Origin of the sequence: Streptomyces sp. NBC_00461 (genome assembly GCF_036013935.1) — a bacterium.
Classification (GTDB): Bacteria; Actinomycetota; Actinomycetes; order Streptomycetales; family Streptomycetaceae; genus Streptomyces.
In genome coordinates, this window is the sequence record NZ_CP107902.1 from 4,661,417 (window position 1) to 4,676,542 (window position 15,126).

Below are 15,126 nucleotides of genomic sequence, written 5' to 3' on the forward strand. Positions count from 1 at the left end.
TCCCCGAGAGCCATCGGGAGGCGCAACATGGAACGTCGTACGTTCATAGGGGGCGGCGCGGCCGCGATCGCCGCGGTCGCCACGACCGCGTGCAAGGGCGGATCCGCCGACGCGGGCGCCAGTGCGTCCTCATCTTCCTCCAGCACATCTCTCCGGGCCACCGCAGCAGCGGCCGCCCCGGCGAACTGGACGGCGCTCTCCCACGACCTCGACGGCACCCTGGTCCGGCCGGGCGACGCGAAGTGGGCCACCGCCCACCAGCTGTACAACACCCGCTTCGACGGGCTGAAACCCGCGGCGGTGGCCTACGTCGCCCACGCCGACGACATCCGGACGACCCTGGCGTACGCCCGCGCCCACCGCATCCAGGTCGCGATCCGCAACGGCGGCCACTCCTACGCGGGTTGGTCCTCGGGCAACGGCAAGCTGATCGTCGACGTCTCGAAGTTGAAGCAGATCCGGGTGGGCGGCGGTCAGGCGGTCGTCGGCGCCGGCTCCAAGCTGATCGACGTCTACCGCGGGCTGACCGCGAAGGGCGTGACGATCCCCGCGGGCTCCTGCCCCTCGGTCGGCGTCTCCGGCCTGGTCCTGGGCGGCGGCCACGGCGTGGTCTCCCGGGCCTACGGCCTCACCTGCGACAGCCTCACCCAGGCCACGCTGATCACGGCCGACGGCAAGGAGCTGACCGCCAACGCGAGCGAGAACAAGGACCTGTTCTGGGCCCTGCGCGGTGCGGGCAACGGCAACTTCGGCGTCGTGACCGAGCTGCAGTTCAAGACGCACCCGGCGCCGCAGGCGGTGTCCGCGTACGTGACGTGGCCCTTCTCGAAGGCCGCCGCCGTGGTGAAGGCGTGGCAGGAGTGGGGTCCCGACCAGCCCGACGAGATCTGGTCCTCCTGCCACCTGGAGAACGGCGGTTCGCCCACCGTCTCGGTGGCGGCGTTCTCGATCGGCACGTACGGGGAGCTGCAGAACGCGATCGACTTCCTGGTCTCGAAGGTCGGCTCACCGGCCCGCAGCGCCACCCTGAAGCGGCACACGTACGAGGGCGCGATGGAGGCGTACGCGGGCTGCGGGTCCTTCGCCACCGAGCCCCAGTGCCACCTGCCCGGCACCACCCCGAACCGCAACCCGCAGGGCGCCCTGGGCCGGGAGACCTACGCGGCCCGCTCGGACTTCTTCGACCGCTCGATCTCCGCGGCCGGCATCCAGACCCTGCTCACCCGCATCAGTTCGGTCCCGGGCGGCTCGGGCAGCATCGCCCTGACGGCCCTCGGTGGCGCGGTCAACCGCGTCTCCCCCACGGCGACGGCCTTCGTCCACCGCCGCTCCCGCATGCTGGCCCAGTACATAGCGTCCTGGGGCTCCGGCAACACGGGCACGTCCGCCCAGTCCTGGCTGACGTCGACCCACAACGCGATGCAGCCGTACGCCTCCGGCGCCGCGTACCAGAACTACACGGACCCGACGCTGACGAACTGGCGCAAGGCCTACTTCGGTGAGGCGGCCACACGCCTGACAGCCGTGAAGAAGCAGTACGACCCCAACCACTTCTTCACATACCCCCAGTCCCTGTAGCCCCACCCAAACCAAGCCGGCCACAAGGGGCGCGAGGAACCGCGCACCTCCAAGGAGCACGGTGAACCGCCCGTCTCCAGGGGCGCGAGGAACCACCCGTCTTCAGGGGGCGCGAGGAACCGCGCACCTTCAGGGACACGGGGTACTACCGGTCTCCAGGGGCCCGGGGAACCGCGCATCTTCAGGGGGCGCGGGGAACCGGCATCTTTAGGGGCGCGGGGAACTGCGCATCTTTAGGGGCGCGGGGAACTGCGCGACCAGCCACGACGAACCCGCAGCCAACCCACCACCCCACCACCCCTGCCTCCGCCGGCAGAACCCGGCGAACCGCTCAGGCGGCGAGATCCCGCTCCTCCGACCCCGCCGCCTCGGACCTCGCCCCCGGGATCACCGCACCCCGCCCCACCGCCGAGCGCGAGCGGGACCGCACCAGCCATCCACCCCACGACGACCGCTCGACGGCGCTCAGCACGGGCGTCAACAGGGCCATGGCGACGGGCGACAGCAGCAGCGCGACCGCCGTACCGAGTGCGAAGCCGCCGACCACGTCCGTCGGATAGTGCACGCCCATGTAGACCCGGCAGAACCCTTCGAGCAGGGCCAGCCCGATGCCGACGAGCCCGAACTTCCGGTTGGCGACGAACAGCCCGACCGCCACGGCCATGGTGATCGTCGCGTGGTCACTCACGAACGAGTAGTCGGTCTTCCCGGAGACCAGGACATCGAGCCCCTGGTGGGTGCGGAAGGGCCGGGGCCGCTCCACGAAGCCTCGTATCGGCACGTTCACCAGCACCGCGAGCGCGGCGGCCAGCGGCGCCCACACCAGCGCGGCCACGGACGACGCGGCGTCCTCGGCACCCCGCCGCCGCACGGACCACCAGCACCACACCACGAGCAGCACCATGGCCAGCAGCAGCCCGTACTCCCCGACGAACTCCATGGCCCGGTCGAACCAGTGCGGCGCGTCCTTGGCCAGGCCATTGATGTCGTAGAGCAGGTCGACGTCGGGGTTCGACCCGGATTCGGCGAGTCCAGCCATGGTCCTGCGGCCCCTTCGTCGTCTGCTGCCGGGCGCACTCGCGCACGCCCGCTTACCACCCCCGTGGCTGTGGATCACGTTGTAGACAGCTGCACTGATGACTACGAGAACAGGAACGCACGGTCCCGGTTAATACGTTCCACACTCCACCGAATGATCACGCAGACGTTATCGAAGAGAGACTCATTACTGCAGCTCAGGGGGTGGGTTCACGCTCGGTTCACACCGTCGTGGGGAGCGCTTTCGCGCCATCTTCGGTGACCCTCGTGGCACCGAAGTAGTCCACGCCGTCGATCGGGTCGAACCGGATCACGGCACCCGTCCTCGGGGCGTCGATCATGTATCCGCCACCCACGTAGATGCCCACGTGGTGAATGGCCCGGGAGTTGGTCGGGTCCTTCGAGAAGAACACGAGGTCTCCGGGCAGGAGCTCCTCCCGCCTCGGGTGCGGCCCCGCGTTGTACTGGTCGTTGGCGACCCGCGGCAGCGTGATCCCGACACTCTCGTACGCGGCCTTGGTCAGCCCCGAGCAGTCAAAACGCCCGTTGTCGGCGCTGGTCCCGTCCCCGCCCCACAGATAGGGCGTGCCGAGCTTCTTCTGCGCGTAGTAGATGGCGCCGGCGGCCTGCTTGGACGGATCGACCCGGGTGACGGGCGCCGCGAAGCTCTCCTCCAGCGTCGTGATCGTCTTGACGTAGTTCCGGGTCTCCTTGTACGGCGGCACGCCCCCGTACTTGATCACCGCGTAGGACCCCGCGTTGTACGAAGCCAGCATGTTTTCAGTCAGATTCCCGGGTACGTCCTTCACGTACGAGGCGAGCTGACAGTCGTAGGACGCGGCGGACGGAATCGCGTCCTCCGGATTCCAGACGTCCCGCTTGCCGTCGCCGTTGCCGTCGACGCCGTGCGTGGCCCAGGTTCCCGGGATGAACTGCGCTATCCCCTCGGCGGCCGCCGCGCTCCGCGCGTTCGGGTTGAACCCGCTCTCCTGGTAGAGCTGGGCGGCGAGCAGCGCGGGATTGATGGCGAGGCAGAGGTTGCCCCACCGCTGCACGATGGCCGAGTACGCGGCGGGCACGGCCCCCTTGGCGAGCGCCTTCGTACCCCCGCCCACGCCGCCCATGATGTTCCCGGCGACGATGTACACGCCCACGACGAGCAGCATCACGAAGGCCATGGCCGAGCCGACACCCACGGTCGCTACGATCCATGCCTTACGCACCGTCAACCGCCCCTCGCCGCCCGGGAGTCCGTTCGCCCACGTCAGTGTAGGGGCGCGTCCCGCGTTCCGGGGTGAGCACACAGAAGGAGAACCCGCACGTGGCGACGCCTTACCCGCCGCAGAACCCGACCCCGGGCAACCCCTACGCCCCGCAAGACGGTTACGCGCCAAATGGGACCCCGTCCGCGCCGTACGGCGCCCCGAACGCGGCGTACGGCCGGCAGCAGGGCCACGCGCAGGGGCCGTACGGACAACAGGCCCACCCGCAGCAACAGGCGTACCCGCAGCAGGCTTACGGACAGCAGCCGTACGCACCGCAGCCTCACGGACACCAGCCGGGTGCCGGCCAGGCCGCCGCCCAGGGATACGCCCCCGCCCCGCAGGGCCACACCCCGGGATACGCCCCGGCGTCCGGCCCCGTCTGCCGTATCTGCGGCGCGGGCCCGGCCAAGAACATCACCGTCCGCCAGCACACGGGCATGGTCCTCGCGATGCGCTTCTCCAAGATGGAGGGCCCGCTGTGCCGCTCCTGCGGGGTCGCGATCCACCGGGACATGACCACCAAGACGCTCGCCGGCGGCTGGTGGAGCCCGGTCTCCCTGGTCTTCTTCGGCTGGGCGACCCTGCTGTGGAACCTGGTGGTCCACTTCCGTCTCGCGCGGCTGCCGCAGCCGACGCCGTCCCCCACGGGCGTCGTCATGGACCAGGGCAAGCCGATCCACCAACGCCCGCTCGCCTACGTACCGATCCTGCTGGTGGTCTCCTGGATCGCCCTGTTCATCGTCAACGCGTCGAGTTAGCGTCCGGCCGGATCAGGGATCGGCGGCGGCGTCCCGGTACAGCTCGGCGGCCTCCGCGCCGAGCACGACGCTGTACGAGATGTCGGGCGTGAGCCCGCCCTGCTCGTGCCCGCCGAGGATCCCGACGACCTGCTGGTCCCCGTTGACCCAGGGACTGCCGCTGGTGCCTCCCGTGAGGCCGGGGCACTCGATCCGCTGTTGCATACGGCTGTGCTTGGTCGGTTTGTTGGTGCAGCTGACGGGGACCTCGCCGGAGCTGGGATACCCGGTGATGGTGACGGCGGTGGCCCCGGTCGCCACACCGGCCACGAACCGGTTCCCGCCGACGACGTCCTCGACGCCCTTGCCGTCCTTGTCACCGAGGACGGCGAAGGCGACGTCACTGTCCTCGTGCTGCCCCTTGGCCCATCCGTCGGGCAGGAAGGCCCGGCGGACCGTCCACACCCCGTGCGGCGCCTTTCCGTCGCGGTACCCGGGCACGAACACGACGTCCCCGTCCCCGATGTCGTCCAGGCAGTGGGCCGCGGTGACCACGAGATTGCGGTTCGGGCTGTGCACGACGGAGGCGGTGCAGAAGTGTCCGCCCGGGAGGGAGGATCTCCGCTCGGCGCCGAAGAGCGCCCCGACTCTCGCGCTCTGCTCGCTCACCGTCGCGACAGCGGTCACTCCGAACGGCCCGGGACCGTCGTCGGCCGACGCCAGGGAGGCGGAGGTGAGGGCAGGCACGAGCAGCACGATGGCGGCGTATACCGGCGTCGCTGTGCGGCGGCTGATGCGTGAGGTGCGCTTCATCGGGGACCACTGTGGCCGATGAAGGTGAGAAAACGGTCTGCCGTTCACTGAGATCTCTCCGTGAATGGCCCCTTCTGCCGTTGGGGGTCACGAGGAGAGACGCCGTACACCGGAAAGTCGTCCGTGACGATCTCCATGGCCAACGGCCCGGGCAGCCGCACGGACTCCCCGAACTTCCCCGGCAGTACGTCCTGGTAGGCCCCGTTGTCCGGACGGGTGTGCAGGGCCCAGGTGCCCTTGCGTGGGTCGACGACGAGGAGGACCGGAACCCGCGCGACGGCATACCAGTCCGCCTTGTCGCGGATCTCGCGGGATTTCTCGGACTGGGAGATGACCTCGACGGCGAGCGCCGTGTCCTGCGGGTCGGCCAGCCAGTCGTCGTCCTCCTCCCACTCGGTGGGCAGGACGATCAGATCCGGCGTGACGTAGTCATCGGGATCATCCGGCAGCGCGATCGAGGACACCTCGTACATGTCCAGCCCTTCGGGCAGGACGGCGCTCTCAAGCTGTCGCCGCAGCCGCTTCACCACACCCGCGTGCTTGCCACGCGGAGGCGGGGACATCACGAGCTTTCCTCCCATGATCTGCACCCGCAGACCCGTCGCAGCCTCGATCGTCTCGGCGATCTCGCGCAGATTCCCGGGACGGGGACGCAGTTCGGGCAGGCCACCCGGTGACACGGACATGGCTCGCCGCCTCCGTCCCTCGGCCTCATCGGCTGCGTGAGCGGGGGCGTTGGGAGATCCGACATCCCGCTCGACGTCGAATCCACCGTACTGTGCGGTCGCCTCACCCGCCTCCGCGTCGCGCCCCTCGCAGGCGCGTACGACCCTCCTGACCTGCTGTTCCGCCTTCGCCACAACACCCCTCCGTCACACTCTGATCACACACCGTCACCGTAGACCATCCCACTGACACTCGGCCCACAGCAGCTTCCCGCCCTTCGAGGCGCCCAGCTCCCGCAGCACGGATGCCCCGACCGCGTCCGCGCACTCCCGCACGAGATGCAGCCCGCGACCACCCTCGGCGTCCTGCGGCGGCAGGGCGGGCGGTGGACCGCCGTCCGCGAACCCGGACGGGACCCTCGGGTCGGTGTCCCATACGGCCACCCGGAGCCGGCCGGTTTCCATCGGCAGGACACGGAGGGCGTAGGGCCCACGGGTGTGCCGCTGGGCGTTGGCGAGGAGTTCGGCGGCCAACAGCTCGGCAGTGGGCGCGAGTTCGGCGAGTCCGTGGGCGGCGAGGACGGTACGGAGGGTGGCACGGGCGATGCCGGGGGCGCGTGGATCGTGCGGGAGTTGGAGGGTGTAGGCCCAGGACGGGGATACGGTGGCCATCGGAAGTCTCCGATCACTGTGGGGAGTTGGGTTGTGACCCAGTGACGGTGCCGCCCCGTCGGGCGGTGTTCTTCTGGGCCCAGTTGTAAGGTAGCGGCACACAGTGAAGGTATTAACTGAAATCCAGGAATCTCCTTCACTATCATCCGTGTGAGTGACAACAAGGAGGCGGCAAGCCCGTGAGGAACCCAACGGGTCGCCAACTGCGTTTCGGTGCGGAGCTGCGGAAACTGCGCGAGCGTGCAGGCCTGAGTTCCACCGAGGCCGGTCAACTCCTGGGCATCAAGCAGGCACAGGTCAGCAACATGGAGGCCGGTCGCGTCGGCGTGAGCCCCGAGCGGGTACGCACCATCGCCTGCCACTACGACTGCTCCGACAAGGCCCTCATCGAAGCGCTCAGCGAGATGACTTCCGAGCGCACGCGCGGCTGGTGGGAGCAGTACCGGGAACTCCTGCCCGACGCACTCCCCGACCTAGCCGAACTGGAGCATCACGCGCAGTCGTTGCGGGACGCCACCACCGCCCGTATCCCCGGCCTCCTCCAGACGCGCGAGTACGCGCTTGAGATCTTCCGCCAGGCAGTCACCGAACTCTCCCCGCCGGACATCGAGCACCGCCTCTCGTTCCGCATCAAGCGACAGGCAGTCCTTTTCCGCGAGGAAGACCCGACCCCGTACGAGGCGATCGTCCACGAGGCCGCCCTGCGCATGAAGGTCGGCGGGCCCACGGCCGCCCGGCAGCAGCTGAAGCATCTGCTCGACATGAGCGAGCGGGACCACATCACCCTGCGCGCCATCACCTTCGAGGCCGGCGCCTACCCGGGATCGGGGCAATCGATCCACTATGCGCACGGCCCGGTACCCCAACTGGACACCGTCTACCTCGACCAGGCCCATGGCCTCGCCTTCCTCGACGCCGAGGCACAGTTGCACAAGTACCGCACGCTGTTCGACCGGATCGACGCCGTGTCACTGAGCCCGGAAGAGACCCGATCCCTCATCGGCAACCTGATGCGAGAGTTGTGAGGCACCCCGAATGAACTGGCAGAAGTCGTCGTACTGCTCCGAAGGCGCGTCCTGCGTGCACGTCGCCACCGCCCCCGAAACCATCCACATAACCGAATCCAGCGACCCGACCGGCGCGATACTCACGGCCACCCCCGCCGCCTTCGGCACCCTCCTCGCCGCACTCAAGAACGAACCGCGCGGCCCCCACGCCCCGATCCAGGTCACCTTCGGCAGCGAGGACGAGGACACCGTCCGCATCCACAGCACCGCCGCCCCGCACACCGCAGTGACCACCGACCGCGCCAAGTGGAACGCCTTCGTACTCGGCGTACGGGCGGGCGAGTTCGACCACTTCGCACAGGCCGGCTGAAGCCCGTCAACAGTCAGCAGTCGAACACCGACCAGCAGATGTCGTTGCGCAGCCGCTGGTCATCAAGCACGAGTTCGCGGATCGCCTCCGGGAGCCGCTCGCGCTGCCACTGGCACTCCAGTCGCCCCGCGGCCTCGCTCCCGCCTTCCGGTGCCGCCGCACGTGCGGCCTTGATCGCGTAGGCGGCCGCGCCGAGTTCGTGAGCGGCGACGTGGGCGACGGCCCCGGCCTGGCCGGCGGCGTACGCGGCATGGCGTGCCGCCCCACGCAGATCTCTGGCCGCCCCCATCGCATGGCCGCCCGCCGCGCGAGCCTGCATCATCGGGACCTCGCCCCGCACCCAGGCCCGCGCGTGCTCGATCGCCTGGCGTGGCCGCGGATCCCCGGGCCGGGCCGACTCGAAGAGACCGAGGACGTGTTCGGCACACGAGGCGGCCCACAGAGCGAGGAGACGGTGATCCGCGTCGGTGAGAGTCCCACCACGGCGGATCGTCACGAAGCGAGGGTCCCGGACCTTCGGAAGGATCACGACGCCCAGGGTGCTCGCCAGGCACCCCTACGGCAAGCACGGCAGAGCACGGCAGAGCGCCAACAGGCGAGCGAGTGACGCGCGTAACCCTGTCGACTTTCTGCCCACTCCCTGTCCATTTCCTGTCCTCTGCCTGTGGGCGAAGTCAAGCCACTCCCATCCCCCCTCCATCGCCCCGCCATTGATCAGTAAGCCCCAACCCCCTTCAGTAATGCGGAAGTCAGGATTCCGAAACGGTCTTGTTTGTCGCGTACTCAACAAGCGATGGTCTACGCGGGTCGCCGCCCCTGCCGGACACCTCCGGCAGTCCCCCCATCGCAGGCCTCTGCCCACCACGCCCAGGAGGCTGTACCTTGCGTACGACCACCCCCAACTCCCCCCACATATCCGGCAGATGGCGCCGCGTCGGCTCGGCAGTCGCCGCCACCGCGGCCCTCGCCCTCGCCGGACTCGGCACCGCCGTTCACGCGAACGCCGCCACCACCGACGCGATCCCCGCCACCCACAAGGTGAGCACCAAGGCGATCGCCGCCCAGGTCGCCAAGGCCCACGTGCAGTACACGAAGGCATGCGCCGCGACCCCCAAGAAGGGCTACGCCGCCTGCAACGCGCTCCGCGTCACCGGCGGCACCACCGCCTTCATGGAGAAGCAGGCCGCACTCAAGGGCAGCACGCCCAAGACCGTCAAGCCGAACGCCGCCTCCGACGCCCCGACCGGCTACGGCCCCTCCGACATCCAGTCCGCCTACGGCCTGACGAACGCGGCCGCCTCCAACGGCTCCGGCAAGACGGTCGCCATCGTCGACGCCAACGACGACCCCAACGCCGAGGCGGACCTGGCCACTTACCGCGACCAGTACGGCCTCCCCGCCTGCACCACCGCCAACGGCTGCTTCAAGAAGGTCAGCCAGACCGGCTCGACGACCTCCCTCCCCTCCGCCGACAGCGGCTGGGCCGGCGAGATCTCCCTCGACCTCGACGTGGTCAGCGCGACCTGCCCGAACTGCAACATCCTCCTCGTCGAGGCGACGTCGGCGAGCGACGCCAACCTGGGCACGGCGGTCAACGAGGCCGTCAAGCTGGGCGCCAAGTTCGTCTCCAACAGCTACGGCGGCTCGGAGTCCTCCTCCGACACCACGTACGACTCCTCGTACTACAACCACCCGGGCGTCGCCATCACCGCCAGCGCCGGCGACAGCGGCTTCGGCGCCGAATACCCGGCCGCGTCCAAGTACGTGACCGCGGTCGGCGGCACCGCCCTCAAGACGTCCTCCAACAGCCGCGGCTGGACCGAGAGCGTCTGGAACACCAGCAGCACCGAGGGCACCGGCTCCGGCTGCTCCACCGTCGACGCCAAGCCGACCTGGCAGACCGACACCGGCTGCACCAAGCGCATGATCGCCGACGTCTCAGCGGTCGCCGACCCCGCCACCGGCGTCTCCGTCTACGACTCCTACGGCTCCGACGGCACCGGCTGGAACACCTACGGCGGCACCAGCGCCTCGTCCCCGCTCATCGCGTCGGTCTACGCCCTCGCGGGCACCCCGGGCAGCAGCGACTACCCGTCCCAGTACCCGTACAACGCGGCCGGCACCTCCGCCCTCAACGACGTGACCAGCGGCAGCAACGGCTCCTGCTCCACCAGCTACTTCTGCACCGCGAAGTCGGGCTACGACGGCCCGACCGGCTGGGGCACCCCCGAGGGCCTCGACGCCTTCACCGGCTGAGCACACGGCACCACACCGCACGACCGCCCCGTCGGGTCACGGGGAGCCGCCTGAAGTGAGGAGAACGTGGGGTCTCCTCGGCGGCACGGAAAGGGGAACGGGTCACGGCAGCCGGCCGCGGCCCGTTTTCCCACGCCTGGACGCCTCGTCCCCGGTCATCAGGGGCCGACCGACTGACCCTCCGTCACCGAACGGGCCCCGGCGGCCAGCTGCGCCCCGTTCACCGTGCCGGGATACCCTTCACCCGGAGAACATCGGCACGACCACTCCCCCGACCGGCCGTCAGAAACGGCCCAGGTCATGAATGGGGTCAACGACGGAACCCCACCAAGGGTTCCGCTCAGGCCTCATTGCCCGGCGTGACATGCCGTGATACACAGAGTGACCTAAGTGCTATTCGTACGAAACCCGCCAAGCAATGACGTCAAAGTCGACATACGACGGCAGCATTGTCGGCGAGAATGAGCCTGACCTCTGCACCCCCGCAGGGGGACTGCGGAACTACCCACCAGGGGCGGTGACTTACATGCTCTTTGCGGCCGACAAGGGAGACATCAACACCATCATCGGCGGGATCGCTCCGGACTGGGGCCCCTTCGGCAGCCTGGGCAACGAGGCGAAGGTGATGATCGAGGTCGTGATGGCGGTCGCCATCCTGCTCTGTCTCGGCCTCGCCGTCTGGGGTGCCGCGAAGCAGCGCATCGGCGCGACAGCGCTCCGCGACACCTTCAGCGCCGAACAGGGCAAGGGCCTGATCATCGCCGGCCTCACGGGAGTCTTCATCATCGGTTCCCTGGGCACGCTCTTCACCATCGTGTACGGCATGGCCGTCTAGCAGGCTGTTTACGGCAGGCGTCCTCCCGTCCGCCCCGGGCACGCCCGGCCCCCCTCCACCCACCCGCCCGTCGCGCCCACCGGCTGAGGTTGCGTTTCCCTGATGTCGAGTCACCACACCGCGCCCGCGCGGGAACCAGCACGGCTACCGTCGTATGTCTACGAGCTGGAGAGGGCGTACACGGCATGAGTCTCGGAGACGAGCACGAGGCCTCCGGCGGTTACGGCGGCACGGGCCAGACCCGGACACGACTGCCCGAGACGGGCGGCGACGTGTACGGGGGCGCACGGCGCGGCGGCCGCTCGTCGTCCCGGAGCCTGATCACGGTGGTCGGCGTGGTGGTCCTACTGATCGCAGCGATCGCCTTCGCGAACCGTGGAGGAGACGATTCCTCTTCGGCCGGCGGATCCGGAAACAAGCCGAAAGCATCGACAACGGCAGCCAGCGGCACGAAGCCGGTGCAGTCGGGGTTCGCGCATGACCAACAGGGGGCGCAGAGCGCTGCCGCGAACTATGCGGTGGCGCTGGGGTCGGCCGAGATGTTCAACGCCGTCAGTCGGCACGACATCGTCAACACCGTCTACGCCCCCGATGTCGCCACCGCTCGGCAGTCAGACCTGGACAGCGCATACTCCAGCGAGAAGTTCCTGAGCAACATCGGCCTCGACAAGGACGGCAGGGCGCCGAACGGCCAGACATTCGTCTCCCGTGTCGTTCCGGTGGGCACCAAGGCCACGTCCTTCAGCGAGAGCGCCGCCACCGTCGAGGTTTGGTACACATCGCTCTTCGGCCTCTCCGGTGAGACCTCGACCAATCCGGTGTCCGAGAGCTGGTACACCACGACGTACCAGCTGAAGTGGATCGACAACGACTGGAAGGTCACCGACTTCCAGCAGAAGGACGGACCCGTGCCGGTCGGGCGCGACCAGAAGGCTTCCACCGCCGACGACATGACGAAGGCTGTCGAGGAGTACGGAGGCTTCACCTATGCGCGCTAACCACCCCTTCCTCAAGGTCTCGGTCGCTGTCGCCACCGTCCAAGCCACCACCGTGCTGTTGGCCACGCGCGTCTTCGCCGCACCCACGCCCACCCCGACGACGAGCAACGACCCCTGCGACCTCATCCGCGGCCCCGCCAAGGACTACTGCGAACGCGGCAGCGGCGACAAAGGCAGCAGCAACGGTCCCTCCATCGACCCCACCGGCACCCTCGACCCCCTCTCCTCCCTCGCCAAGGGCTGCGCCGACGCCGCGTCCTGGACCATCGGCAAGCTCGGTGACGCCGTCAAAGAGACCGCGAACGTCGACTTCACCAACAGCAAGTTCCTGCAGCAGTACGCCGTCGTCTTCGCCGCCTCCACGATCCTGACCCTCCTGCTGTGGCTGCTCGCCGTGGCCAAGCGGGCCGTCCGAGGTGTCCCCCTCACGACGGCCATCTCGGAGGCGATCGGGTTCCTCTGGCTGACGGTCCTGGCGTCCGCGTTCACGCCCCTGATCCTCTACACCGTCGTATCGGCGACCGACGGCGTGACCGACGTCCTCGCGAAGACCACCGGCAACCAGACGGACACCTTCTTCGGCACGTTCTCCGGCGCCCTCGACAAGGGCGAGAACATCGGCGGCGGCCCCATCATGCTGATCGTCGTGTCCCTGGTCAGCATCCTCGCCGCGGGCGTCCTCTGGCTGGAGCTGGTCATCCGCGCCGCGCTCCTCTACGTCGGCGCCCTCCTCGGCACCGTCGTCTACGCCGGCCTGGTCGACAAGAACCTGTGGGGCCACGTCCGCCGCTGGGCGGGCATCATGATCGCCGTGATCCTGGTGAAGCCGGTCATCGTGATCGTGCTCGGCCTCGCGGGCGCGCTCTCCTCCGACAACGGCCCGAACTCCTTCTCCGCCGTCGTCTCCGGCCTGGCGATCATCCTGCTCGCCATCTTCGCCAGCGCGATGATCTACCGCTTCGTCCCCGGCTTCGGCGACGAGATCGCGAACGGCCGCAACAACCGCCTCATGCAGGGCGCCGAGAGCAAGGCCGCCGCGGTCATCAGCTCCCCGGCGACCATGGTCGCGCAGGGCATCAAGACCCACAGCGCCCGCGCCAACGACAACGGAGGCGGCGGCCAGTCGTCCTCCGGCGGCGGCGCCCGCCCGGCCAACCCGGCCAGCGGCGGCGTGGCCGCCCACAGCACCCGCCCCTCGAACGGCGGTTCCGGCGGATCCGTCCCCTCCGCCGCACCCGCACCCCGTTCGTCGAGCCCGGTCAACACCCCGCACGCCGGCAACAACCGCAACAGCAGCAGCAACCGCACGGGAGGTGAAGGGCGTTGACGACCGAGTCCCACCTGTCCCATCCGGTCACGCCCCGCCGTACATATCTCATCGGCCGCGCCCGGCCGAACGCGATCGTCGGCCGCAACCGCGAGTCCGGCGAGATCGCGCTCATCGTCGGCGGCGCGTTCCTCGGCATGATGTGCGGGCTCCTGGTCCCCGTCCTCTCCCTGCGCATCGTGCTGCTGATGGGCTTCCCGCTGCTCGCGCTGGCGGCCGTGTACGTGCCGTACAAGCACCGCACGTTCTACAAGTGGTTCGAGATCAACCGCAGTTACAAGCGCACCCTGAAGCAGGGCACGCTCTACCGCAGCAGCGTCATCGAGGCCGGCACCCACCTCGACGGGCGGGAGGTCGAGATCGGGCCGCCGCCGGGGATCGGCCGCATCACCTGGCTGGCCGCCCCCTTCGGGCCCGACGAGATCGCCGTCCTGCTGCACGCCGACCGGCGGACGGTGACGGCCGCGATCGAGATCGAGGGGCCGGGCGTCGGCCTGCGCGACTCCGAGGACCAGGAAGCCCTCGTCGACCGCTTCGGCACCCTCCTCAAGCACGTGGCCAACGGCGACGGCTTCGTCACCCGCCTGCAGATGCTCGCCCGCACCCTCCCCGCCGACCCGGACGCCCACGCCAAGGACGTCGCCGTACGCGGCGACGAGAAGTCACCGGGATGGCTGCAGGGCTCGTACGACCAACTGCAGTCGATGGTGTCGACGAGCAGCGAGCAGCACCGCGCCTACCTCGTCGCCTGTATGCACTTCACTCGCGAGCTGGCCGCCGAGGCGCACGCGATGGCACGGGCGGCCCGCCCCCAGAGCGGCCGCAAGGTGGACCGGGACGCGGGTCTCGCGGTCGTCATGGCCCGCGAGCTCACCGACATCTGCTCCCGCCTCCAGGAGGCGGACATCCGCGTACGGCAGCCCCTCGGCCAGGGCCGCCTCGCCTCCCTCATCCACTCCATGTACGACCCGGACCACCCGATCGACCACATCCAGGCGATGACCAAGCGCAACGCCTGGCCGGCCGAGCTGGACGCCATGCAGCCCACGTTCCTCCAGGCCAAGACCCGGGAATCCAGCACCCGCGCTCCCTGGTGCCACGCCACGGCCTGGGTGAAGGAATGGCCGATGACCCCGGTGGGCGTCAACTTCCTGGCCCCGCTCCTGGTCCACACCCCGGACGTCATCCGAACGGTCGCCGTGACGATGGATCTCGAACCCACCGAGGTAGCCATCGAACGCATGCTGACCGAGAAGACCAACGACGAGGCCGAGGCCTCCCGCGCCGCCAAGATGAACCGCACCGTGGACCCCCGTGACGTCGCCGCCCACAACCGCCTGGACCAGCGCGGTGAGGACCTCGCGAGCGGCGCCGCGGGCGTGAACCTCGTCGGCTACATCACCGTCTCCTCCCGCAACCCCGAAGCCCTGGCACGCGACAAGCGGACCATCCGGGCGTCGGCCGGAAAGTCGTACCTGAAGCTGGAGTGGTGCGACAGAGAGCACCATCGCGCCTTCGTGAACACGCTTCCGTTCGCCACCGGCATCCGAAGGTAGGGGCTGAGT

The 15,126-nt window shown here is 69.3% G+C and carries 15 protein-coding genes; 9 read left to right on the forward strand and 6 right to left on the reverse strand.

From position 1 onward, the window contains the following. Positions 1-27 precede the first annotated feature (27 nt). Complete coding sequence (locus OG870_RS21825) at positions 28-1,578, forward strand: FAD-binding oxidoreductase (protein ID WP_266583433.1); 1,551 nt, start codon at positions 28-30, stop codon at positions 1,576-1,578. Positions 1,579-1,909: 331 nt separating this feature from the next. On the opposite strand, the gene OG870_RS21830 is transcribed toward OG870_RS21825, so the two are convergent. Both OG870_RS21830 and OG870_RS21835 read right to left on the reverse strand, forming a co-directional pair. Continuing rightward, positions 1,910-2,617 carry a phosphatase PAP2 family protein gene (locus OG870_RS21830; RefSeq protein WP_266517045.1) on the reverse strand — a complete coding sequence of 236 codons (708 nt, stop codon included), beginning with the start codon at positions 2,615-2,617 and terminating at the stop codon, positions 1,910-1,912. A gap of 220 nt (positions 2,618-2,837) precedes the next feature. Further along, a complete protein-coding gene (locus tag OG870_RS21835; RefSeq protein ID WP_327691300.1) occupies positions 2,838-3,845 on the reverse strand; it encodes a C40 family peptidase in 1,008 nt (335 codons plus the stop codon). A gap of 92 nt (positions 3,846-3,937) precedes the next feature. On the opposite strand from OG870_RS21835, the gene OG870_RS21840 reads away from it, so the two are divergent. Beyond that, positions 3,938-4,639, forward strand: a complete 702-nt coding sequence (locus OG870_RS21840) for a hypothetical protein (RefSeq protein ID WP_266839654.1) — start codon at positions 3,938-3,940, stop codon at positions 4,637-4,639. Positions 4,640-4,651: 12 nt separating this feature from the next. On the opposite strand, the gene OG870_RS21845 is transcribed toward OG870_RS21840, so the two are convergent. From OG870_RS21845 to OG870_RS21855, 3 genes are all read right to left on the reverse strand, one after another. Continuing rightward, on the reverse strand, positions 4,652-5,431 hold the full coding sequence (locus OG870_RS21845; protein WP_266839652.1) for a trypsin-like serine peptidase: 780 nt from the start codon (positions 5,429-5,431) through the stop codon (positions 4,652-4,654). 44 nt (positions 5,432-5,475) lie between these two features. Continuing rightward, a complete protein-coding gene (locus OG870_RS21850; protein ID WP_266583425.1) occupies positions 5,476-6,117 on the reverse strand; it encodes a Uma2 family endonuclease in 642 nt (213 codons plus the stop codon). 207 nt (positions 6,118-6,324) lie between these two features. Next, positions 6,325-6,768: an ATP-binding protein gene (locus tag OG870_RS21855; RefSeq protein WP_266517055.1), complete on the reverse strand. Its 444-nt coding sequence runs from the start codon at positions 6,766-6,768 to the stop codon at positions 6,325-6,327. A gap of 179 nt (positions 6,769-6,947) precedes the next feature. Between OG870_RS21855 and OG870_RS21860 the strand changes: the two genes are divergently transcribed. Next, positions 6,948-7,793, forward strand: coding sequence for a helix-turn-helix domain-containing protein (locus OG870_RS21860; RefSeq protein WP_266583421.1), 846 nt, complete (start codon positions 6,948-6,950; stop codon positions 7,791-7,793). 10 nt (positions 7,794-7,803) lie between these two features. Then, positions 7,804-8,145 carry a DUF397 domain-containing protein gene (locus tag OG870_RS21865; RefSeq protein WP_266583416.1) on the forward strand — a complete coding sequence of 114 codons (342 nt, stop codon included), beginning with the start codon at positions 7,804-7,806 and terminating at the stop codon, positions 8,143-8,145. Between the two features lie 13 nt (positions 8,146-8,158). Here OG870_RS21865 and OG870_RS21870 read toward each other — a convergent pair whose 3' ends face one another. Continuing rightward, positions 8,159-8,674, reverse strand: coding sequence for a putative immunity protein (locus OG870_RS21870; protein WP_323187409.1), 516 nt, complete (start codon positions 8,672-8,674; stop codon positions 8,159-8,161). A gap of 353 nt (positions 8,675-9,027) precedes the next feature. Here OG870_RS21870 and OG870_RS21875 point away from each other — a divergent pair, with 353 nt between their 5' ends. From OG870_RS21875 to OG870_RS21895, 5 genes are all read left to right on the forward strand, one after another. Beyond that, positions 9,028-10,401 carry a S53 family peptidase gene (locus OG870_RS21875; protein ID WP_266839647.1) on the forward strand — a complete coding sequence of 458 codons (1,374 nt, stop codon included), beginning with the start codon at positions 9,028-9,030 and terminating at the stop codon, positions 10,399-10,401. 526 nt (positions 10,402-10,927) lie between these two features. Further along, positions 10,928-11,236 (forward strand): hypothetical protein, encoded by a 309-nt coding sequence (locus OG870_RS21880; RefSeq protein ID WP_016436843.1) that lies wholly within the window; start codon positions 10,928-10,930, stop codon positions 11,234-11,236. Between the two features lie 185 nt (positions 11,237-11,421). After that, positions 11,422-12,234 carry a hypothetical protein gene (locus OG870_RS21885; protein ID WP_266839645.1) on the forward strand — a complete coding sequence of 271 codons (813 nt, stop codon included), beginning with the start codon at positions 11,422-11,424 and terminating at the stop codon, positions 12,232-12,234. Continuing rightward, positions 12,224-13,561 (forward strand): hypothetical protein, encoded by a 1,338-nt coding sequence (locus OG870_RS21890; RefSeq protein ID WP_327691301.1) that lies wholly within the window; start codon positions 12,224-12,226, stop codon positions 13,559-13,561. Before OG870_RS21885 ends, OG870_RS21890 begins: the two co-directional genes overlap by 11 nt. Next, complete coding sequence (locus tag OG870_RS21895; protein ID WP_266517075.1) at positions 13,558-15,117, forward strand: SCO6880 family protein; 1,560 nt, start codon at positions 13,558-13,560, stop codon at positions 15,115-15,117. Before OG870_RS21890 ends, OG870_RS21895 begins: the two co-directional genes overlap by 4 nt. The last annotated feature ends 9 nt before the right edge of the window (positions 15,118-15,126 follow it).

Coding starts and splice junctions, on each gene's coding strand:
- OG870_RS21825 (WP_266583433.1), top strand. CDS start 28: ATGGAACGTCGTACGTTCATAGGGGGCGGCGCGGCCGCGATCGCCGCG.
- OG870_RS21830 (WP_266517045.1), bottom strand. CDS start 2,617: ATGGCTGGACTCGCCGAATCCGGGTCGAACCCCGACGTCGACCTGCTC.
- OG870_RS21845 (WP_266839652.1), bottom strand. CDS start 5,431: ATGAAGCGCACCTCACGCATCAGCCGCCGCACAGCGACGCCGGTATAC.
- OG870_RS21850 (WP_266583425.1), bottom strand. CDS start 6,117: ATGTCCGTGTCACCGGGTGGCCTGCCCGAACTGCGTCCCCGTCCCGGG.
- OG870_RS21855 (WP_266517055.1), bottom strand. CDS start 6,768: ATGGCCACCGTATCCCCGTCCTGGGCCTACACCCTCCAACTCCCGCAC.
- OG870_RS21865 (WP_266583416.1), top strand. CDS start 7,804: ATGAACTGGCAGAAGTCGTCGTACTGCTCCGAAGGCGCGTCCTGCGTG.
- OG870_RS21880 (WP_016436843.1), top strand. CDS start 10,928: ATGCTCTTTGCGGCCGACAAGGGAGACATCAACACCATCATCGGCGGG.
- OG870_RS21885 (WP_266839645.1), top strand. CDS start 11,422: ATGAGTCTCGGAGACGAGCACGAGGCCTCCGGCGGTTACGGCGGCACG.
- OG870_RS21890 (WP_327691301.1), top strand. CDS start 12,224: ATGCGCGCTAACCACCCCTTCCTCAAGGTCTCGGTCGCTGTCGCCACC.